The sequence below is a fragment of the Burkholderia arboris genome (genome assembly GCF_902499125.1).
In the GTDB taxonomy this organism is placed as follows: Bacteria; Pseudomonadota; Gammaproteobacteria; order Burkholderiales; family Burkholderiaceae; genus Burkholderia; species Burkholderia arboris.
This window is the reverse complement of record NZ_CABVPX010000004.1, coordinates 170,277-189,281: the sequence shown is the minus strand read 5'-3', so window position 1 is coordinate 189,281 and position 19,005 is coordinate 170,277. Positions and strand designations below refer to the sequence as shown.

18 protein-coding genes are annotated in these 19,005 nt (G+C 67.8%); 6 read left to right on the top strand and 12 right to left on the bottom strand.

All coding sequences use genetic code 11. The features are described from left to right. Window positions 1-6: 6 nt before the first annotated feature. The 8 genes from BLA15945_RS06950 to BLA15945_RS06915 all read right to left on the bottom strand — a co-directional run bounded on the left by BLA15945_RS06950 (window position 7) and on the right by BLA15945_RS06915 (window position 8,297). Window positions 7-876, bottom strand: coding sequence for a hypothetical protein (locus BLA15945_RS06950; protein WP_174991877.1), 870 nt, complete (start codon window positions 874-876; stop codon window positions 7-9). Window positions 877-1,082: 206 nt separating this feature from the next. Then, window positions 1,083-2,147, bottom strand: coding sequence for a 2-aminoethylphosphonate aminotransferase (locus BLA15945_RS06945; RefSeq protein ID WP_059237058.1), 1,065 nt, complete (start codon window positions 2,145-2,147; stop codon window positions 1,083-1,085). Then, the gene (aepY, locus tag BLA15945_RS06940) at window positions 2,147-3,328 is read right to left on the bottom strand and encodes a phosphonopyruvate decarboxylase (protein WP_059237057.1); all 1,182 of its coding nucleotides are present in this window, start codon (window positions 3,326-3,328) and stop codon (window positions 2,147-2,149) included. Before aepY ends, BLA15945_RS06945 begins: the two co-directional genes overlap by 1 nt. Next, window positions 3,325-5,013: a phosphoenolpyruvate mutase gene (gene aepX / locus BLA15945_RS06935; protein ID WP_034205044.1), complete on the bottom strand. Its 1,689-nt coding sequence runs from the start codon at window positions 5,011-5,013 to the stop codon at window positions 3,325-3,327. The genes aepY and aepX overlap by 4 nt, the downstream gene beginning before the upstream one ends. Continuing rightward, window positions 5,010-5,777, bottom strand: a complete 768-nt coding sequence (locus BLA15945_RS06930) for a phosphocholine cytidylyltransferase family protein (RefSeq protein ID WP_059237056.1) — start codon at window positions 5,775-5,777, stop codon at window positions 5,010-5,012. The genes aepX and BLA15945_RS06930 overlap by 4 nt, the downstream gene beginning before the upstream one ends. A 35-nt stretch (window positions 5,778-5,812) precedes the next feature. After that, complete coding sequence (locus BLA15945_RS06925; RefSeq protein ID WP_059237055.1) at window positions 5,813-6,814, bottom strand: HpnL family protein; 1,002 nt, start codon at window positions 6,812-6,814, stop codon at window positions 5,813-5,815. After that, complete coding sequence (locus BLA15945_RS06920) at window positions 6,811-7,620, bottom strand: HalD/BesD family halogenase (protein WP_059237054.1); 810 nt, start codon at window positions 7,618-7,620, stop codon at window positions 6,811-6,813. Before BLA15945_RS06920 ends, BLA15945_RS06925 begins: the two co-directional genes overlap by 4 nt. Further along, complete coding sequence (locus BLA15945_RS06915; RefSeq protein ID WP_059237053.1) at window positions 7,617-8,297, bottom strand: CDP-alcohol phosphatidyltransferase family protein; 681 nt, start codon at window positions 8,295-8,297, stop codon at window positions 7,617-7,619. The genes BLA15945_RS06920 and BLA15945_RS06915 overlap by 4 nt, the downstream gene beginning before the upstream one ends. A gap of 664 nt (window positions 8,298-8,961) precedes the next feature. On the opposite strand from BLA15945_RS06915, the gene BLA15945_RS06910 reads away from it, so the two are divergent. Beyond that, on the top strand, window positions 8,962-10,476 hold the full coding sequence (locus tag BLA15945_RS06910) for an acetyl-CoA hydrolase/transferase family protein (protein WP_174991876.1): 1,515 nt from the start codon (window positions 8,962-8,964) through the stop codon (window positions 10,474-10,476). A 42-nt stretch (window positions 10,477-10,518) separates the two neighbouring features. On the opposite strand, the gene BLA15945_RS06905 is transcribed toward BLA15945_RS06910, so the two are convergent. After that, window positions 10,519-12,048, bottom strand: a complete 1,530-nt coding sequence (locus BLA15945_RS06905; protein WP_059237051.1) for a DHA2 family efflux MFS transporter permease subunit — start codon at window positions 12,046-12,048, stop codon at window positions 10,519-10,521. Between the two features lie 135 nt (window positions 12,049-12,183). Between BLA15945_RS06905 and BLA15945_RS06900 the strand changes: the two genes are divergently transcribed. Further along, window positions 12,184-12,624 carry a MarR family winged helix-turn-helix transcriptional regulator gene (locus BLA15945_RS06900; protein WP_059237050.1) on the top strand — a complete coding sequence of 147 codons (441 nt, stop codon included), beginning with the start codon at window positions 12,184-12,186 and terminating at the stop codon, window positions 12,622-12,624. A gap of 135 nt (window positions 12,625-12,759) precedes the next feature. Here the strand turns inward: BLA15945_RS06900 and BLA15945_RS06895 are convergent, their stop codons facing one another. Then, a complete protein-coding gene (locus tag BLA15945_RS06895; protein WP_174991875.1) occupies window positions 12,760-13,257 on the bottom strand; it encodes a DUF2938 domain-containing protein in 498 nt (165 codons plus the stop codon). A gap of 140 nt (window positions 13,258-13,397) precedes the next feature. Here BLA15945_RS06895 and BLA15945_RS06890 point away from each other — a divergent pair, with 140 nt between their 5' ends. Then, window positions 13,398-13,823, top strand: a complete 426-nt coding sequence (locus tag BLA15945_RS06890) for a helix-turn-helix domain-containing protein (protein WP_059237048.1) — start codon at window positions 13,398-13,400, stop codon at window positions 13,821-13,823. Between the two features lie 110 nt (window positions 13,824-13,933). Further along, on the top strand, window positions 13,934-14,755 hold the full coding sequence (locus BLA15945_RS06885) for a hypothetical protein (protein ID WP_174991874.1): 822 nt from the start codon (window positions 13,934-13,936) through the stop codon (window positions 14,753-14,755). A 1-nt stretch (window position 14,756) separates the two neighbouring features. Here BLA15945_RS06885 and BLA15945_RS06880 read toward each other — a convergent pair whose 3' ends face one another. Next, window positions 14,757-15,638 (bottom strand): helix-hairpin-helix domain-containing protein, encoded by an 882-nt coding sequence (locus BLA15945_RS06880; protein WP_059237046.1) that lies wholly within the window; start codon window positions 15,636-15,638, stop codon window positions 14,757-14,759. Window positions 15,639-15,819: 181 nt separating this feature from the next. Then, on the bottom strand, window positions 15,820-17,355 hold the full coding sequence (locus tag BLA15945_RS06875) for a sigma-70 family RNA polymerase sigma factor (protein ID WP_174991873.1): 1,536 nt from the start codon (window positions 17,353-17,355) through the stop codon (window positions 15,820-15,822). A gap of 297 nt (window positions 17,356-17,652) precedes the next feature. On the opposite strand from BLA15945_RS06875, the gene BLA15945_RS06870 reads away from it, so the two are divergent. After that, window positions 17,653-18,075 (top strand): hypothetical protein, encoded by a 423-nt coding sequence (locus BLA15945_RS06870; RefSeq protein ID WP_059237044.1) that lies wholly within the window; start codon window positions 17,653-17,655, stop codon window positions 18,073-18,075. Window positions 18,076-18,118: 43 nt separating this feature from the next. Continuing rightward, a complete protein-coding gene (locus BLA15945_RS06865; RefSeq protein WP_174991872.1) occupies window positions 18,119-18,949 on the top strand; it encodes an SH3 domain-containing protein in 831 nt (276 codons plus the stop codon). Window positions 18,950-19,005 lie beyond the last annotated feature (56 nt).

Sequence of the window (19,005 nt, the reverse complement as noted above, 5' to 3'; positions counted from 1 at the left end):
GAGCACTCACCTAAAGACGTCCGCCAAGCGGATCCAGTCTGGACGCGGCGCCATAAACGGTTCGTGGTTTAGAGGAAGGACGGGGACCTCGTTGTTCCCAAACCGGTGCCGCGAGTTGAGCACCTGTCGATACACGTTGTAGACGCCCAAACCACCGTTCACCGGCAAGACGATGTTGAAGTACATGACGATGGCTACGACGCGCTTCGTTCCGCGCAGGAAGTCGAGCGCAGCTTGCTCCAGTATCGCAATTAGCGGCTTGATGTCGCCGTCGGGCGCCCAGGATTGCGGAAACTTGAGGAAGAATGCTCCCATTTGATCATTTGGCAGCTGTGTGCGCCCAGCTTTGAGGGTGTTCAGGATCGCGCTCGCACTGGGGGTGAGGTTGCTCTCAACTTTGCACTTGACGTCCGCACATACCTTGCCCGCTGGCGTCACGATCTCCAGGTCGTAGCTGCTGCCGCGGGGGCCGCCAGGTGTCACGAAATTGAACTGCGAACCTGCCAAAGCCAGCATCTTGCCCACCTCAAGCTCGGCAAAGCGGTCTTCGATGTGGCCCGACTTCATCGCGCGGAGAACGTCGATCAAGCCCGGAACCTTCTGAAGGTTGATGATGGTCTCGGCGAGATCAACCACGCGCGCGCGATGCAACGCCTCGTCTCCAGCTGCCGCCTCGAGATTGCGAAAGAAGGGGGATTGATCATCACTGGCTAGTACGTGACGGTCCACCCAGCCGTTGCCAAAGGTCGAGTTCAGGACTCTCACCGCCAAGGTATAGACGTGGTTCGCCGACGACTCGTTGGGCAGCGCTTCACGCACCTCTCGTGCGTACTGGCGGAACTGTTCGATCATTGAAGGCAGCGGCGGCGATGTCATGTCATTCTTCTGGAAGGAAGATGAGCGGATTCTCCTCGACGCTCATCTGGAGGTACATCCGGCAGCATAACTCGCAATGACAGTTATGCCCCTGATGTCTGCTTTTGGCCGAATGGCGACAGCGTGTCTCATCTCCCGCCGAAATTTGCGAAGAACAAGAAAAAAGGCCCTTGCGGGCCTTTCATAGACGAAGGTACGAGCAACGCTTACCGCGTCAACGCCGTAAACCCTTCCAGCAACCGCTCAACATCAGCCGCTTGAATCGCGCCCATCGTCGAAATCCGGAACAGCTCCTTCGACAACCCACCTTGCCCCGCGTAGATCACGAAGCCACGCGCCTTCAGCCCGTCGTGAAGCGTCTCGTACGTGACGCCTTGCGGCAGCCGATACGCGCGCAGCACGACCGACGAAGCACCTTCCGGCAGCACCAGCGGCATTCCGCGCGCCGCCAGCCCGGCCTGCGCCTGATCGGCGAGCGCCTTGTAATGCGCGTGCCGCGCACGCCAGCCGCCAGCCTCGTCAAACTCGCGCAGCGCCTCGACAAGCGCGTAATACGCATGCACGGAAGGCGTGAACGGCGTATTCCGCTGATCCTGCAGCTTCGCGAGGCGACCGAGATCGAGGTAGTAAGTCCGGCTCGCAGCCTTCGCAAGCGCGCTGCGACGCACGATCACGAACGCCGCGCCCGGCACGCCATGCAGGCACTTGTTCGCCGTCGCAGCAACAGCATCGATATCGCCGCCTGCAAAATCGATCGCTTCCGCGCCAAAGCTGCTGACGCCGTCGACGAGCATCTTCACGCCACGCGCGCGGCAGACTTCCGCAATCGCGCCGAGATCGTTCAGCCGGCCCGTGGTCGTTTCATGATGAATCACGGCGACGTGCGTATAACCGCCCGCATCGAGTCGCGCGCCGATCTGCGCGAGATCGGGCGCCTGCATCCACTCATGCTTCAGTACGTCGTGCGCGATCCCGTACTGCGTCGCGATCTGCGTGATCCGCTCGCCGTACACGCCGTTCTCGATCACGAGCAGCTTGCCGTCCTGCGGCACGAGTGCCGCGATCATGCTCTCGACGGCGGCCGTGCCCGAACCCGTCATCAGCACGGCCGACCATTCGGCCGGATCGAGCTCGTATGCGGCGACGAGGCGCGCACGCGCCTCATCCTGCAGATCGAAGAATTCGCTTTCGCGATGGCACAGATCGGGTTGCAGCAGGCTGCGGCGCACGCGTTCCGTGAGCGTGACCGGGCCGGGGTTCAGCAGCAGCATCAAAGGGCTCCTTCAACGTGGGCTTCGGTCTGCGCGGCGCCGATGTGCCGCATCAGACGGGTCTTGACCTCGACCGGCGTGACGGTCGGGCGGGGCAGGCCGTCGGGCACGCCCGTGCGGATCGCAACGCGCACGAACCGTGCGCCATCGCTCGACTCAGCCAGCGTCGTATCGAGCACGTCGAGCGTGTCGCTTTCGACCGCCGACGCATAGCCGCACGCGGCAGCGACGCCCGCGAACGACACATGCTGCGACACCGTCGCCTGGCCACCCGTCGATTCGTGCGCGCCGTTGTCGAGAAGCACGTGCGTGAGGTTGGCCGGGCCGTAGGTGCCGAGCGTCGCGAACACGCCCATCCGCATCAGCGCGGCGCCGTCGCCGTCGACGGCCACCACGTGCAGGTCGGGGCGCGCGAGCGCGAGCCCCAGCGCGAGCGGCGTCACGCAGCCCATCGAGCCGACCATGTACAGCTGGTTCGGGCGATCGTCGAGCGCATAGAGTTCGCGGCCGCAGAAACCGGTCGATGCGAGCACGACGGTCGAATCGACCGGCGTGTGTGCGATCACGCGCTTCAATGCGTCGTGACGGGTCGGCCACGCATCGGCCGACGCTGCGCGCGACGACGATTGCGCGGCGACGTGTGCACGCGGCTGCACGGCCGGGTTCGCCTTCAGTTCATACGGCGCGACGCTGCCTTTCTGCATCACGAGCGCGTACGGGCGGCCCGTCGCGTCCATGTGCGCGATCGCGCGGTCGAGTGCCGGGCCGACCTGTTCGGGGTCGGTCGGGAACGTCTCCCACGGGATCTCCATCGTGTCGAGCATCGCGGGCGTGATCGGGCCCATCAGCGCATGCTGCGGCTCGTCGGCCACGCCCGGCTGGCCGCGCCACGTGACGATCAGCAGCTGCGGCAGGCGAAACGTCCAGGTCAGCGACGTGAGTGGGCTCACCGCGTTGCCGAGCCCGGAGTTCTGCATCATCGCGATCCCGCGCTTGCCGCCGAGCGTCGCGCCCGCGATCAGCGCGACCGCGTCGCCTTCGTTCGCGGCCGACACGTAGTTCAGCGTCGGGTCCTGCAGCACGTAATTGATGAACGGCGTCAGGTACGAGCAGGGCACGCCCGCGTACCAGTCGAAGCCGCGTTCGCGCGCGGCCTCGACGAACTGGGCCGCTTCGATCATTGCGCGCCCCCGTTGCCGGCGCCCGGTTCGGACAGCGGCGTCTGGCCGTGCGCGAAGTCGCCCGCGCGGCGGAAGTCTTCGAGATCGTTGACGCCGCGCCAGTGGCCGTGCACGTATTGCACTTCGATCTTCTCGCCGGCGGCGATCAGTTCGTTGAGCAGCGACGGGATGTCGAGCGTGTCGAAGTCGGGGCGTGCCTGCAGCGTCGCGAGCATCGCCTTCAGGCGGTCGACACCGGCGCCGCGCACGTTCAGCAGGCCGATCCAGCGGCCGTGCGGCGTGCCCGCGGCGACGTCGCTCGACACGCGTTGCAGGTAGGTCTTCTGGCCGAACAGGCCGCGATCGTCGGCAGCCGAGCACAGTGCGAAGTCGCGCACGCTCTGGTTCGACGGCTCCGTCAGCGACGAATCGACGACGACGCTGAATTCGGCCTCGCTCTCCGCGAGGTCGCGCAGGATGTAGCTGCGGAACAGCAGGTCGCCGTACGAGATCACGGTGTCGCCCGTCAGGCGCTCGGCCGCGCATGCGAGCGACGCGAGTTCGCCCGTCTGCGCATGGCGCTCGTTGACGACGAGCTTGATGCCCGACGTGTCGATCGCGTCGGCGCGGTAGCCGCCGACCACGGTGATGTCGTTCACGCCTTGCTTCTTGAAGCCGTCGACGAGCCAGCGCAGCAGCGGCTTGCCGGCGACCGGCAGCATGACCTTCGGCTTGTCTTCGGTGACGGCTTCGAGGCCCTTGCCGCGGCTGGCGGCGAGCACGACCGCCGCGTTCGACGCGCGCGACGACGACGACAGGTAGATGCGCTCGGCCGCCGAGTACTCGTCGGCGTCCTGCAGGCGGAAGATTTCGTTGACCGATGCGACGCGGTCTTCGACGTTGATCAGCGTTTCGTTCTCGTGGATCTCGCGCGCGACGGCCTGCATCGCCGACGCGGACGCGCGGATCAGGTGGTTCGCCCAGATCACGGTGCTGATGCCGGCCTGGCGGAACACGTCGGTCGGCGTGCTGTAGTACTTGGTCGGCACGATCACGAGCGGCGCCTTGCCGCTCCATTCGCGCGCGAACTGCAGGATTTCGTCCGGACGCGACAGCTTGCTGTGGATCAGGATCGCGTCGGCGCCGGCTTCCGCATACGCGTTTGCGCGGCGCAGCGCCTCGTCCATCCCCCAGCCCGCGATCAGCGCCTCGACGCGCGCGACGATCGAGAAGTCGGGATCGGTCTGCGAGTCCTTGCCGGCCTTGATCTTGCCGCAGAATTCGTCGATTTCGGCGAGCGGCTGGCGTTCGCCGTCGATGAAGCTGTTGGTCTTCGGAAACTGCTTGTCTTCGATACAGACGCCCGCGATGCCGCGCTGTTCGAGCTTCTTCACGAGGCGGCGCACGTTGTTGAAGTTGCCGTAGCCGGTGTCGCCGTCGAGCAGGATCGGCAGGTCGCTTGCGTCGGCCATGAATTCGAGCACGTCGACGACCTGCGTCCAGCTCGCTTCGTTGTTGTCGCGTACGCCGAACTGCGCGGAGATCGCGAGGCCCGATGCCCAGATGCCCTTGAAGCCGGCTTCGCGGACGATTCGCGCGGACAGGCCGTTGTGCGCTTCCATCAGGAATTCGAGGTCGCTGCTGACGAGCATGCGGCGCAGGCGTGCGCTGCGCGATTCGGTGAAGTTGGGTTCGCGTGCGTTCATCGTGCGGCTCCTGCGGTGGTGCGTTGAATCAGGGGGAGGATTTCTTGCGTGGCGCGGGCGACGTCGTTCGGGAAGTCGATCTCGATCCACGGCGAACCGGTGACGTCGGCGACGTCGAACGAGTGACCGCCTTCGAGCAGCAGGTCGCGCACGGCTTCTTCGTGCGGCATGTTTGCGCGGCCGCTGTCGACGTAGCCCGCGACGATCGTCGCGAGGCGCCGCGCGGTACCTTCGGTGAAGCGGAAGAAGCCGACCGATTCGCCGATCGTGTCGTATTCGAGATCGACCGCGAGCTGCTTGCGCAGTTCGACCGGCACGCCGTTCTTCAGGCACAGCTTGACGGGCTCGTCGCCGGCTTCGAAGTCGCGGTCGATCAGCAGGCGATCGACCGTCTTGTCGGAATCGGCCACCAGCGCGTGCAGGATGTTCTCGTCGTACAGCACGTCCGCGTCCATCAGCAGCACGTCGCCCCCGCGCGTCATCGCATCGGCGACGGTATGCACGGTCAGCACGCTGCCGAGGTCGTAGCGGTCGTTGATGACGATCTCGGCCTGGCGGCCGAGGCGCTTCAGTTCCTGCTCGACCTTCTCGTGCTGAAAGCCGAGCCCGAGCACGATCTCGTCGACGCCCGCGGCGTCGAGTACGCGCAGATGGCGCTCGAGCAGCGAAACGTCGTCAAAGCGCAGCAGGCACTTCGGGAACTGCGCTTCGGGCGGTTGTTGCAGGCGCAAGCCGAGGCCTGCCGCAAGAATGATGGCTCGCATGGGTTCTCCAACCAAAAAGCCGGCGATCTGAACGATCAGTCGGCGAGCGGCTGCGGCGCACGGCGCCGCTGCCAGTTTCTTTCACTGAAATGCAGATAGAGCAGGCCGGGCAGGCCGAGCGCGAGTTCGCGCGCGCGCTTCGCGAGCGACAGCGCGAGCGCCGCGTCGGGAGGCAGTCCGACCAGCGGGGCGAGCAGCAGGTAGCCGCCCTCCTGCGCACCGAGCGAGCCCGGGATCGCGAAGGCCGCACCACGGATCGCCTGGCCGACGCTTTCCAGCAGCAGCGCGTCGAGCCAGCTCACCGGGTGCCCGAGGAAGTGCAGCGCGAGCCACACTTCCGCGGTGCCGACGATCCAGCCGACGAGGCTCAACGCGAACGTCTTCGCGACTTTCGCGCGATCGCGGTACAGCGCGCCGACCGCGTCGTCGATTGCGTCGGCGCGCGTGGCCAGCGACGACCAGTCGCGCGGGCCGAGCAGCTTCGACGCGAGGCGCAGGCCGCGGCCGAACAGCCCGCGCCGCTGCGCCGCATAGAACAGCACCGCGAGCGCGCCGAGCACGCCGGTCGCGATCAGCGCGGGCGTGCGCAGGTGCGCGACCGACTCGTGCGTCGCATACAGGCTGAATGCGGCGATCCCGATCAGCGCGAACGCCATCTGCGCGAGCGCCTGCATCGTCGTGCTGACGGTCACGGCGGCGGCCGCGTCGGCCATCCGCGTGCCGCGCTGCGCGAGGTGGCGCACCATCAGCACGGGGCCGCCGATCTGCCCGGCGGGCAGCAGGCTGTTCACCGATTCGCCGACCCAGCGCGCGCGCAGTGCGTTGCCGAGCTCGGCGCCCGGCTGGCCGCGGCGGAACATCACGGAGATCGCGATGGCATCGATCACGAGGGGCACGACGTGGAACGCCGCGACGAGCGCGAGGCCCCAGCCGGCCGCGAGGAACGTGGACGCGACCGCGCCGACGCCCTGCCAGGCAAGGAGTGCGATGAAGAGTGCCGTCCCGAGGGACAGCAGGATGAGGCCCGCGCGCGTCATGATCCGGTCGTGCGCCGCGTGGCCAGCTGCTTGAACACCTGGCGGAAACCGAAATACGCGATCGCGTCCTTCATGTTCGAGATGAAGCGCTTCCACGGCCGCATGCCCGGGTTCGTCACGTATTCGAACGTGAGCGATACGCGCATCTCGTTCTGGCCGAGCGGCGTGATGCGGTGGCGCAGCTTGTCGCCGTCGAACAGCACGATGCCGCCGTCGGCGATCTGCACCGAGCCCGGTTCGTCGGCCACGTCGGGATTGCGCGTGTGCAGCTCGTAGTCGAGCCGGCACGACGATTCGTCGATCACGCCGATCAGCAGCGTGTAGCGGCGGCCGTCGTAGTACGACGTGTCGTAATGCCAGCCGATGTGGTCGCCGGGCTTCGTGTAGTAGTACAGCGCGTAGGCATGCGGATCGTCGTCCGGCGACAGCATCAGCTTGTCGCCCGTGACTTTCTCGAGGAACCCGATCAGCGCCTTCGAGCGATACAGCTCGGCGATGTACGGCGCCTGCTCGTCGATCGTATGGCGGCTCACGCTGCCGCCCTGCTTGTGGCCGGGCAGGTAATTGCGGTTCAGGCCGGCCTGCATCGCGCGGGCGGCGTCCGCGAGCTTCGCGTGCGCGTCGGCCGGCAGGAAGGCATCGAGGTACAGGAACGAGCCCTGGCGCGTGTAGTCGCTGCGCAGGCGGTCGAGGTCGAGATGGCCGACGCGGTCGGCCACGGTGCGATCGGGGTCGGCCGCGGCCGCGCGCACGGGCGCGGGGCGTGCCGGGCTCAGCACGGAGTCGTCGCGCGTGCTAGGAGTCATTTGGAAGCCTGGATTTCAGTTGAATTCTGCGGGGCGTTGCCGCGGCGGACGATGCGCCACCAGTCGATCACGACCCATGCGGCGAACAGCGGGGCGCCGATCGACGCCGCGAGCAGGAACGGCTCGACGCCGTCCACGAGCGTCACGATCGGCAGCAGGTACAGCACGTCCTCGGTTTCGAAGCCGCCTGCGAATGCCTGCTTGGTGCCGGCCTTGCCGGCGATCGATTCGATCCGCATGCGCAGGAAGAAGATCAGCGCGACGGCCGCGCCGGCCACGGCGCCGAGCAGCACCGGCGATGCTGCCATCTGGCCGCCCTGGGCGACGATGCCGAGGCCCATGCTGACGAACAGCGCGACCGTCACGAGCGCATCGGCCGCGAGATCGTAAAAATGACCGATCTTGCTGGACTTGCCGCTGATGCGCGCGAGTTCGCCATCGGTGTGATCGACGAAGTTCGACAGCACGATCAGGAACGCGCCTGCGTTGCTCCAGCCGAAGCCGCCGTGCGCAAGGCACCAGGCGCCGGCGAGGCCGATCAGCAGGCGAACGGTAGTGAGGTGATTCGGGGTGACGGGTGTATCGACGAGCGGTCGGACAAGCGAGCGCGCGAGCCGCGCATCCCAGGTGCGTGGCAGGGGGGGCTCGGAGCGTGTGGCGGTTTTTCTTTGGTCCATCGGCGAAATATATACGGAATTGTAATTTGGTGCTTTTTATTCGATCAATGTCCTGACATGCGGGAGTGTTACCGCGTCTTGCTCGTATCGGCCGGTCGATCCCGGACGTGCGCAAGCGCGGGCGATCGGGACGGCAAACGGCGCGGCCGGACCCGTATTCCAGTGTGGCTCGCGTCACGCGGCTGTCAAGGACGGACGGGCCTCGCAGGCCGATCCGCCGGAGCTTTTCGAGCGAGCCGGCGGGCGGCGCGCAGCGCATGCGACGTTGATGTGCGTCAGGTCCGGAAAAGCCGCATCGGGTGACAATTGGCCGCGCCGCGGTTTCATCGGCGATTACCGATCGCCGGGCGGCAAATTGCAAAGAAAATCCGCCGATTGATGCGCGAAGGTTGGCGATCCGTGTCCGGTCATTCGTTCCGATGCTTTCGTGCACCTTTCGCGTGCATCCGGCGCGTGCGGATTGCCTGTCACAGAACGGTCGTTCGATACCCGGCATATTCGGCAAGGATCTTTTGCATCCAGCGGACATTTCGCGGCGATGGCCTCTGCGATACTCCGACCGTGCCTGTGGTGCCGGCCGCCCCGCGCGGCCCCAAGGGCTTCATGTCGCTCAGGAGACACCCCCCGCGACGTCAACGACAGATCAAAGCGTCAGAAACCAGCCATGTCTTCATCACGCATCCTCGCTCCCGCCCTGCGTTCGCTCGTCCGCACCGCCGACGAAGCCGCCGCGCTGATCCGTCCCGGCATGACCGTCGCCATGAGCGGCTTCACCGGTTCGGGCTACCCGAAGGCCGTACCGGCCGCGCTTGCCACCCATATCGACGCGGCGCACGCGCGCGGCGAGGATTTCCGGATCAACGTGCTGACCGGCGCATCGACCGCGCCGGAACTCGACGGCGCGCTTGCCCGCACCAACGGCATCTCGATGCGGCTGCCGTACCAGTCCGACCCGACGCTGCGCGACAAGATCAACAGCGGTGAAGTCGATTACCAGGACGTCCACCTGAGCCACGTCGCGCAGTACGCGTGGTTCGGGCTGTACGGCGATCTCGATGTCGCGATCGTCGAAGTCGCCGGCATCCGCGAGGACGGCCTGCTGATCCCGTCCGCGTCGATCGGCAACAACAAGACCTGGCTGGAGCGCGCGAAGCACGTGATCCTCGAGGTCAACTCGCGTCAGCCGCTCGGCCTCGACGGGATGCACGACATCTACTACGGCACCGCGCTGCCGCCGCACCGCAAGCCGATTCCGCTGACGAAGAGCGACGACCGGATCGGCGAGCCGTACCTGCGCTGCCCGGCCGACAAGATCGTCGCGATCGTCGAGACCGACGCGCCCGATCGCAGCAATGCGTTCTCCGCGCCGGACGCGACGTCGAAGCAGATCGCGCTGCAGCTGATCGACTTCCTGCGCCACGAAGTGAAGCGCGGCCGCCTGCCGGAAAACCTGCTGCCGCTGCAGTCCGGCGTTGGCAACATCACCAACGCGGTGCTCGCGGAACTCAGCTCGGCCGGCTTCTCGAACCTGACCGCCTACACCGAAGTGATCCAGGACGGCATGCTCGACCTGCTCGACGACGGCACGCTGAGCTTCGCGTCGGCCACTGCGCTGTCGTTGAGCCCGGCCGCCGTGCAGCGCTTCGCCGACGAAATCGCGACGTTCCGCGAGAAGATCGTGCTGCGCCCGCAGGAGATCAGCAACCATCCGGAACTCGTGCGCCGCCTCGGCTGCATCGCGATGAACGGGATGATCGAGGCCGACATCTACGGCAACGTGAACTCGACCCACGTGATGGGCACGAAGATCCAGAACGGCATCGGCGGCTCGGGCGATTTCGCGCGCAACGGCTACCTGTCGTGCTTCATGTCGGCGAGTACCGCGAAGGGCGGTGCGATCTCGCGGATCGTGCCGATGGCGAGCCACGTCGACCATACCGAGCACGACGTCGCGGTGGTCGTGACCGAGCAGGGCCTGGCCGACCTGCGCGGCCTGTCGCCGAAGCAGCGCGCGCGCAAGGTCATCGCGACCTGCGCGCATCCCGACTACCGGCCGATGCTCGAGGACTACTTCGAGCGCGCATCGCACGAGAGCTTCGGCAAGCACACGCCGCACCTGCTCGCCGAGGCGCTGTCGTGGCACGAGCGCTACGTGCGGACCGGCACGATGAAGGTCTGACGCGGCCACATGCGGATCGGGCGCGCGCCGCGCGTGCGCCCGTCAGTCCATCGCCGCGTGCGCAACGTCGACGCTCGCCGTTTTCTGCGGCGGGCGGATCAGCAGCAATAGCGGGATCATCAGCAGCGTCGCGACGAACATCAGCTTGAAGTCGTTCAGGTAAGCGATCATCGTCGCCTGCTGGTTGATCGTGCGGTCGAGCAGCGCGATGTCGAGGCGGCTGCCGGTCATCGCCTGCACGGCCGGGTTGAACGGCGTGATGTGGGTGGCGAGGTCGGCATGCGCGACCTGCGTGTTGCGCGTCATCAGCGTCTGCACGATCGAGATGCCGATACTGCTGCCGATGTTGCGCATCAGGCTGTAGGTGGCCGTGCCGTCCGCGCGCAGGTCGGGCGGCAGCGTCGAGAACGACAGCGCGCTCAGCGGCACGAACACGAGCCCCAGCCCGAAGCCCTGGACCACACCCGGCCACACGATGTCCGATTCGGACAGCACGACCGTGTACTGCATCATCTGCCACAGCGCGAGCGCGGAAATCGACAGCCCCGCGAGCAGCAGCATCCGCGCATCCACGTACTTCAACAGCCTGCCGACGAACAGCATCGCGATCATCGTGCCGGCGCCGCTCGGCGCGGTGACGAGGCCCGTCGTCGCGACCGGGTAGCCCATCAGGTTCTGCAGCATCGGCGGCAGCAGCGCACGCGTCGCGTACAGCACCGCGCCGACCACGAAGATGAACAGCGTGCCCGTCGCGAAGTTCGGGTCGCGCAGCAGTTCCGACTTGAAGAACGACGCCTTGCCGGCGGTCGCCGTGTGCACGAGGAAGAACGCGAAGCTGAGCGCGGCGACGAGCGCCTCGATGCGGATTTCGTACGAACCGAACCAGTCGAGCTGTTCGCCGCGGTCGAGCATCGCCTGGAACGCGCCGATCGCGAGCGCCAGCGTCGCGAAGCCGAACGCGTCGAATTTCACGTGCGGGCGCGGTGCGCGCGCCGGCAGGAAGGTCATCACGCCGGCGAGCGCGAACGCGCCGATCGGCACGTTGATGAAGAACACCCAGCGCCAGTTGTAGCTGTCGGTGAGCCAGCCGCCGAGCGTCGGGCCGAGGATCGGGCCGACCATCACGCCCATCCCCCAGATCGCCATCGCCTGGCCTTGTTTCTCGCGCGGGTTGATGTCGAGCAGGATCGACTGGGACAGCGGTACCAGCGCGGCACCGAACACGCCCTGCAGCAGCCGCGCGCCGACGATCTGCACGAGCGTCTCCGACAGCCCGCACAGCGCCGACGCCACCGTGAAGCCCGCGATCGACACGATCAGCAGCCGTTTGACGCTGAGCCGGTCGGACAGCCAGCCGGTGAGCGGCGTCGCGATCGCCGCGGCGACGATGTAGGAGGTCAGCACCCACGTGATTTCGTCCTGCGACGCGGACAGCGTGCCCTGCATGTGCGGCAGCGCGACGTTCGCGATCGTGCTGTCGAGGGTCTGGATCAGCGTGGCGAGCATGATCGACAGGGTCAGCATCGGCCGGTTCAGGGCGGGCGAGGCGGGGGCGTCGGCGGCGGGGTTCAAGCGGGTGTCTCCGTGGGGTGGTCGCCGTGGGCGGCGATCCGGTATGGCTCAAGTTATAAGCACACTTATTATATAGCTGCTTATCGCCAGGGCGCGAGCCACGGCTGGTTGACGGCTTGACCCTATAATCGGCGGATGGACAAGACTTACGAGAACCGGATCGGTTACCTGATCGCCGACGTGGCCCGCCTGAACGGACGCCTGTTCGACCGGCGCGCGAAGCGCATCGGGCTGACGCGGGCGCAAAGCCGCGTGCTCGCGTACCTGACGTGGAAGGGCGAGATGAACCAGGCGCGGCTGGCCGAATGGCTCGAGATCACGCCGATCTCGCTCACGCGGCTGCTCGACCGGATGGAAAGTTACGGCTGGATCGAACGCGTCGCGAACGACGACGACCGGCGCGCGTTCGTGATCCGGCTGACCGACAAGGCGCGCGAGATCTTTCCGCAGATGCTGGAAGTGGGCGATACCGTCGCCGACGACGGGCTGCGCGGCTTCACGCCCGACGAACGCGATACGCTGGTGCGGCTGCTCGGCCGCGTACGCCACAACCTGATCGATTGCGGCGGGGAGTGACGTGGGCGCCTGCGCGGGGCGCCGGAGGGCTGGAAACAACGGGAGCGCCGACGGATCGCGCGTTCGCACGATGAATCGCCGACGGCTGCCGGTTGTATGCGCGCGGCCGGGCACCGCTCATGTGAAGCCGGATGTTCAACGGGCCAGCGCCGCGAGCGCGAAAGCCGCGAGATAGAGTCCCACCCCGTACGACAGATGCGTGACGAGGCTGCGCCGGCGCGCGATGCCCGGATGCGGCGTGCGCGATGCCGCGATGCCGAAACCGAATGCCGGCTGCATCACGAAGAACGGCGCGACCACGCTCGCGACGCCGGCGACGAGCGCGGGAAGGGGGGTCGGCGTGTCGATCCATGCCGTGCCCGCGATCGCGACGGGCAACGCCGCGAACGCGATGCCGATCGCGTAATGCGCGAGCCAGCCGAGCGCACGCTCGCCCGCCACGGGCGACGCGGCGACGATCGACGCATGCCGGAACCGGCCGTGCATCATGTGGCCAATCCAGCGGCCGACCAGTGCGTAATCGAGCGACGGAGTGCCGAATGCACGCCGCCGGAACAGCGTCCACAGATCCATCAAGAACGTCGCGCCCGCGCCGATCAGCAGCAGGTTCAACAGAACGTCGGGCGAACTCATTGCGCACCTCCACGGCAGGCGGCGATGGCTGCGGGGCGCAGCGGAATGCAAGGCGGTTTCAACGGTTTCATGGCGGTTCGTGCTTGTCTCGATGGAGTCGAGCGGTTATCTTGCAACTTCAAGTTCACTTGAGGTCAAGCATGAGCCGACTGGACATTGCGGACGTCGCGCGGCGCACGGGATTGCCCGCGTCGACGCTGCGCTACTACGAGGAAAAGGGGCTGATCGTGCCGATCGGCCGGCACGGGCTGCGGCGGCAGTACGACGAGTCGGTGCTGGAACGCCTGGCGTTGATCGCGCTTGGCCGCGAGGCCGGCTTCTCGCTCGACGACATCCTCGCGATGGTCGGCGCGGACGGCCGGCCCGCAATCGATCGCGCGAAGCTCGACGGCAAGGCTGACGAGCTCGACCGCACGATCCGCCGTCTCGGTGCGGTACGCGATGCGTTGCGGCATGCGGTCGCGTGCCCGGCGGCGAACCATCTCGAATGCCCGTCGTTCCAGAAACTGCTGCGCATCGCCGCGCATCGTCATCCGGCGCGCCGCACGAAGGCGGAAGGCGCGTAGGCCGCGAGCCCACGCGATGCGCGGGGGGCGTAGCGGCCCGGCCGCAGGGAGCGCCGCCGCCATGCGCAGCCGGACGTCGCACACGAAAACAGAAACAACAGGGTTGCCACGTGTCGTTATTGCTTGCGCCATTACTTGTGCTTTACCTGCTTCCGGCCGCGTATGCGGCATCGAAGATCGGGCCGCATTACGGATTTCTCGCGGGGTGCGCAACGATGGCGGCCGTGCTGGCAGCGCAGACCGCGCTGCTGACGTGGAGCGTGGGCTGGTTGGAGCGGCGGCGCGGGGGCGGCGTCCAGCCTGAACCCGCAGCGCCGGCCGCGCCAGGCGACGATGCAGGGGCCGAGCCTGACGATGAGTCCGCGGACGAGCTGGGCGACGAACCCGACGTGCCGCTTCAATACGGCGAACACGCGCGATTCAAGCAACTGGTGCTGGTTGACGACGAGGCGCGATGCGGTATCACGCGCCGTTTCTACGACGGGTTGAAGGGGAAGATCGAAGCGTTCGTGGAGGTCGAGTCCGGTCGCGGCGGATCGGATGCGGCGATGGTGTCGGCGGCCGAACTGGCGGCGTCAGGGCACATGCTGGCCACGTCGACGGACGACACGCTGACGGTGTTCGCGTCGAACGACGGTGCGTGGTCGGGATTCCGCGCCGGCGATGACTGGTTCCGGTTCCGCCATGGTGCGATCACGAAGTTCCAGCTCGACTTGGTGATGCCGGTTCGCTGGGCCGGCGGCTACATGGTGTCGCTCACGTTCGACGTGCCGAAGCGGGGCAAGGCGGACGATTACGTGTCGCATTGGACATCGCTCAATCTCGACCTCGAACACGCACGTCGCCGTTCACGCACGCTCACCCGTGCATGTCGCGAGATCGCGTCGCTGCTCGACGCAGCGTTCGACGTCAGCGAATCCTCCGACGCATGATTCATCCCGCGTAATACACGCGGCATTCCATCTCGCGCCCGCGCACGATGCGCTTGCCGACGAGCGAGCCGAACGTTTCGGTGAACACGGTGCGCTGGTGCTCGCACTGCGCGGCGTCGTAGAAGTAGAGCGAAACCCAGTCCGTCGGGCGGACGGCTTCCGGCGTGCGCATCGACGCATGCAGGCTCAGCGCGGTGAAATGCCAGCCGCCCTTGGTCATGTGCATCACGGGCGGCGGGACGTACGCGTCCGCGTTCAGGCGCCGGTGCGCGAGCGTCGGCAGCACGCCGGCGGCGGCCTTGTTGCGGTACTGGCGATCGATGTAAAGCAGCAGTTCGACGGGCGGCTCCGTGCCCGGACCGGCGTTTTGCATGTGGCCCAGCCAGCGCCGCCGGCGGCTCAGCACGTCGTCGAGCGCGGCGCGGATGCCGACCGCACGCCGCGGGCCGACGCCCGCGATCGTTTCGAGCTGGCCGTTGCGGGCCGCGCGTTCGAGTTCCTCGAGCGTGTCGATGTGCAGTGCGTCGTGAATGCGCAGCGCGAGCGCGTGGCCGATGCCCGGCACCGCTTCGAAAGCGGACGTACGTTCGGCATCGCCGCGCAGGCGGTCGAGCTGGCGCCAGCGTCCCGTCACCAGCAACTCGGCGATCGCCTGCGCGACGCCCGTGCCGATGTCGGGCAGCGCGCCGAGCGTGTCGATGCCGCCTGACTCGAACAAGGTGCGGAGATCACGGTCGAGCGCGTCGACCGTATCGGCCGCCGCGCGATATGCGGCGACCCGGTACGGGTTCGCGCCCTGGTCGACGAGCCACTGCGCGGCCTCGCGCAGGCAGGCCGCGATATGCCGGTTTTCCTCGTGCGTTTGGCTGACGGCCGACTGCATGGCAAAGGACCCGGGGTAGCACAAACGGAATGGACGCGGCGAGCGATGCGCCGGTCGGCTTTCAACCATTGTCGCGACGCGCGATGAAGAAAACTTGATGCACGTCAATGGCAAACGTAGCACAGGCGCGAAGCGCACGGTCGTGCCATGAAGCGGCACGGCCGTGCGTCGCGTGGCGCGGTTACGCGTCGAGGAACGACTGCGCGTTTTCGGCCTCGGCGGCCGTGCGCAGCGCGGCGAGCGCCCGTTTCTCGATCTGCCGCACGCGTTCCCGCGACATCCCCGCGTCCTGCGCGATCGCGTCGTAGGTATCGGGTTCGGTGCCGCCAAGGCCGAACCGCCGGCGCAGCACGTCGGCTTCGGCCGGCGTGACCGACCGGAGCAGCGAGCGCACGCATTCGCGCATGCGGGTGTCGGCCAGTTGCTCGAACGGGCTGGCCGACGTCTGGTCCTCGATCAGCTCCACGAGGCCGGTGTCCGCGTCGGGCAGCGGCGTATCGAGCGAGAGCGGCTCGGCGGGCAGCGCGAGCACCGCGCGCAGCTTGTCCTCGTCGAGGCCGGTTTCGGCCGCGAGTTCGGCCGGCGTCGCCCGGCGGCCCGTACGCTGGCGAAAGCGCAGCGCATGCCGCTGCACGCGCTGGTACTGGTCGCCGACGTGCACGGGCACGCGGATCGTGCGGGAACGATCGGCGACCGCGCGCGTGATCGCCTGACGAATCCACCAGGTCGCGTAGGTCGAGAACTTGAACCCGCGCCGGTATTCGAACTTCTCGATCGCACGCATCAGGCCGAGGGAGCCATCCTGCACGAGGTCGGACAGGTCGACGCCGCGGTTCATGTACTTGCGCGCGATCGACAGCACGAGCCGCAGGTTCGCCTCGAGCATCGCGCGCGTCGCATCGCGCACTTTCTGCTGGCCGTCGTTCAGCGCCGCCGCGAGGGCCCGCCGAGCGACCGCGTCGAAGCGGGCGGCTTCGCCTGTTGCGTCGCCATGCGGCGCGGTTGCGAGCGTACGCACGACGCGGCCGGCATCGTCGACGGCCGGTGCCACCCACGCAAGCGAACCGAGCAGGGTGGCCACGCGGTTGCGCGCGTCGCGGTAGTCGTCCGAACGGAAGCCATGCGCCTGCAACGCGTCGCGCAACGCCGGGACAGCGGCCTGCAGCGCGTCGTAGCGGGCAGGGGCGGGCGTATCGGCAGCGTCGTCGTCGGCCGTGGCGGTTGCACCGGTCGCCCCCGTCGCGCCGTGACGCACCAGCAGCGCATCGACTGCCGCCGGATAGCCGGCAATCGCGTGCAGCATCTGGTGGCGGCCCGTCTCGATCTCTCGGGCGAGCACGATTTCGCCTTCGCGCGTGAGCAGCGGCACGGCCTGCATGCGCCGCATGTAGAGCGCGAGCGGATCGGTCGACGCGGCCGTGCCGCGTGTCAGGTCGCCGAGCATCGCGCGGCCTTCGTCGAGCGCGTCGCGATCGACGTCGACCGGCGCCGCGCCGGCGAACGGCGCGGGCGCGGCCGGCTCGTCGAGCACGGCGATGCCGATGTCGGCAAGCGCGGCGCGCACGACGTCGAGCGCGTCGGGGCTGTCGCTTTCCGGCGGCAGCGCGTCGACGAGATCGGCGTGCGTCAGATAACCCTGCTCGCCGGCGAGCGCCAGCAACTGGATGATCGGATCGAGCGGTGTGTCCGCCCGGGGAGTGGGGCGTGGCGTAGTCATGTCGATGGCGGCGCGAGCCGCGTTCCTGTCTGGGCGGGCCGAAGCTCGCCGGTTTGCGGTTGCCGGTTGCTCGCGAACGCTCGTCCGCGCCGGTCAGCCTGACATCGTTCAAGTTGAGGGCATTTGCGCCAACTTCAACGCCGGCGCGGTGGACGGGCCAGCACGCGGCGTGCCTGCGCGGCCGTCCGGGGCAGGAAACAAAAAGTAACCGATCATACGCGCGGAAATCTGCAGGGGACGTAAGCTAGAGTCAGGCGCGCGCCCGGCGGCGGCGCGCGGATTCTGCCGGAGCAACAGATGAACCCGATTCCCGCCGCGAGACCCGCCGTCATCGCGCTGGCCGCCCTGACGCTGGGCGGCTGCTACTACTCGAGTCCGTACGGCTATGCGCCTTATTACGCGCCGGTGCCCGCCACGGTGACGCAGCGTGAAATCCCGGCCGCACCGGCGACGCCCGGTCCGGCCCCTTCCACGGTGCCTGTCACGCCAGACTACGTCGATGCGCAGGCGCCCGTGTATGTCGCACCGGCCTATGTGCCGCCGCCGTATCCGTACTACTACCCCGCGTATTACTCGGGCTGGTACGGGCCGCCCGTCACGATCGGCTTCTGGGGCCGCTGGGGCGGCGGATACTGGGGCGGGCGCGGCGGGTACTGGCATCGCCCGTGGGGCGGCGGGCATTGGGGCGGCGGCCACTGGGGCGGCGGCCATCGGCACTGATCGAGATTGACCGGCGCGCGGCGGCACCGCGCGGGAGAGCATCATGAGGAACACGATTGTCCGAAGTCTGTGCGTCGTCCTGGCCGGCCTTGCGGCCGCGCCGGGCATCGCCGATGCGCAGAGCAGCGCTTACACGAACTCGCCGGCCGAGCTGTTTGCGGGGCCGGCGCCCGATTATCCGGTGGTCGCGCAGATCCCGCCCGACACCGCGCTGGACGTATTCGGCTGCCTGAGCGACTACTCGTGGTGCGACGTCGCGCTGCCGGGCGTGCGCGGCTGGATCGATGCGCAGTTGCTCGAGTATCCGTATCAGGGCAACTACGTGCCGTTGCTCGAATACGGCGCGATCATCGGGGTCCCGGTGACGGGATTCGCGATCGCCGCGTACTGGGATCGCTATTACCGGCACCGCCCGTGGTATCACGACCGCGATCGCTGGGCGAATCGTCCGGAACCGAGGCTCGGCCCCGGGGGCAGGCCGCCGGGGCAAGGCCGGCCGCAACCGGGAGGGCCGATGCAGGTTGCGCCGGGCGGCCCGCCGCCCGTGCATGACGCGCGGCCATCGGCTGCACGCGGCGGCTGGAACGGTGCGATCCGCACACCGCCGCCGGCAGCACCGGCGCCTGCGCCGATGCCGGGCGGGGCGGGCAATGCGCGTCCTGCCGGCCCGCCGCCGGCCGTGTTGCGCCCGCCGCCCGCACCGGGCGGCGAGGTCCGCACGATGCCGCCGGTGCGTCAGGGCGGTGGTGGCGGTGGTGGCGGTGGCGGCGGCGGCGGTTATGCGCGGCCGCAAGGCGGCGGAAACGGTGGCGGTAACCACGGCGGCGGCGGGGGCGGCGGTGGAGGCGGTGGCCCCGAGGATTTCCGCCATTGATGTCGCCGGTGCCTGGATCTATCCGGGCACCGGACGAAAAAAAACCGCTCCGGAGA

Coding starts and splice junctions, on each gene's coding strand:
- BLA15945_RS06950 (WP_174991877.1), bottom strand. CDS start 876: ATGACATCGCCGCCGCTGCCTTCAATGATCGAACAGTTCCGCCAGTAC.
- BLA15945_RS06945 (WP_059237058.1), bottom strand. CDS start 2,147: ATGCTGCTGCTGAACCCCGGCCCGGTCACGCTCACGGAACGCGTGCGC.
- aepY (WP_059237057.1), bottom strand. CDS start 3,328: ATGATCGAAGCGGCCCAGTTCGTCGAGGCCGCGCGCGAACGCGGCTTC.
- aepX (WP_034205044.1), bottom strand. CDS start 5,013: ATGAACGCACGCGAACCCAACTTCACCGAATCGCGCAGCGCACGCCTG.
- BLA15945_RS06930 (WP_059237056.1), bottom strand. CDS start 5,777: ATGCGAGCCATCATTCTTGCGGCAGGCCTCGGCTTGCGCCTGCAACAA.
- BLA15945_RS06925 (WP_059237055.1), bottom strand. CDS start 6,814: ATGACGCGCGCGGGCCTCATCCTGCTGTCCCTCGGGACGGCACTCTTC.
- BLA15945_RS06920 (WP_059237054.1), bottom strand. CDS start 7,620: ATGACTCCTAGCACGCGCGACGACTCCGTGCTGAGCCCGGCACGCCCC.
- BLA15945_RS06915 (WP_059237053.1), bottom strand. CDS start 8,297: ATGGACCAAAGAAAAACCGCCACACGCTCCGAGCCCCCCCTGCCACGC.
- BLA15945_RS06910 (WP_174991876.1), top strand. CDS start 8,962: ATGTCTTCATCACGCATCCTCGCTCCCGCCCTGCGTTCGCTCGTCCGC.
- BLA15945_RS06900 (WP_059237050.1), top strand. CDS start 12,184: ATGGACAAGACTTACGAGAACCGGATCGGTTACCTGATCGCCGACGTG.
- BLA15945_RS06895 (WP_174991875.1), bottom strand. CDS start 13,257: ATGAGTTCGCCCGACGTTCTGTTGAACCTGCTGCTGATCGGCGCGGGC.
- BLA15945_RS06890 (WP_059237048.1), top strand. CDS start 13,398: ATGAGCCGACTGGACATTGCGGACGTCGCGCGGCGCACGGGATTGCCC.
- BLA15945_RS06880 (WP_059237046.1), bottom strand. CDS start 15,638: ATGCAGTCGGCCGTCAGCCAAACGCACGAGGAAAACCGGCATATCGCG.
- BLA15945_RS06875 (WP_174991873.1), bottom strand. CDS start 17,355: ATGACTACGCCACGCCCCACTCCCCGGGCGGACACACCGCTCGATCCG.
- BLA15945_RS06870 (WP_059237044.1), top strand. CDS start 17,653: ATGAACCCGATTCCCGCCGCGAGACCCGCCGTCATCGCGCTGGCCGCC.
- BLA15945_RS06865 (WP_174991872.1), top strand. CDS start 18,119: ATGAGGAACACGATTGTCCGAAGTCTGTGCGTCGTCCTGGCCGGCCTT.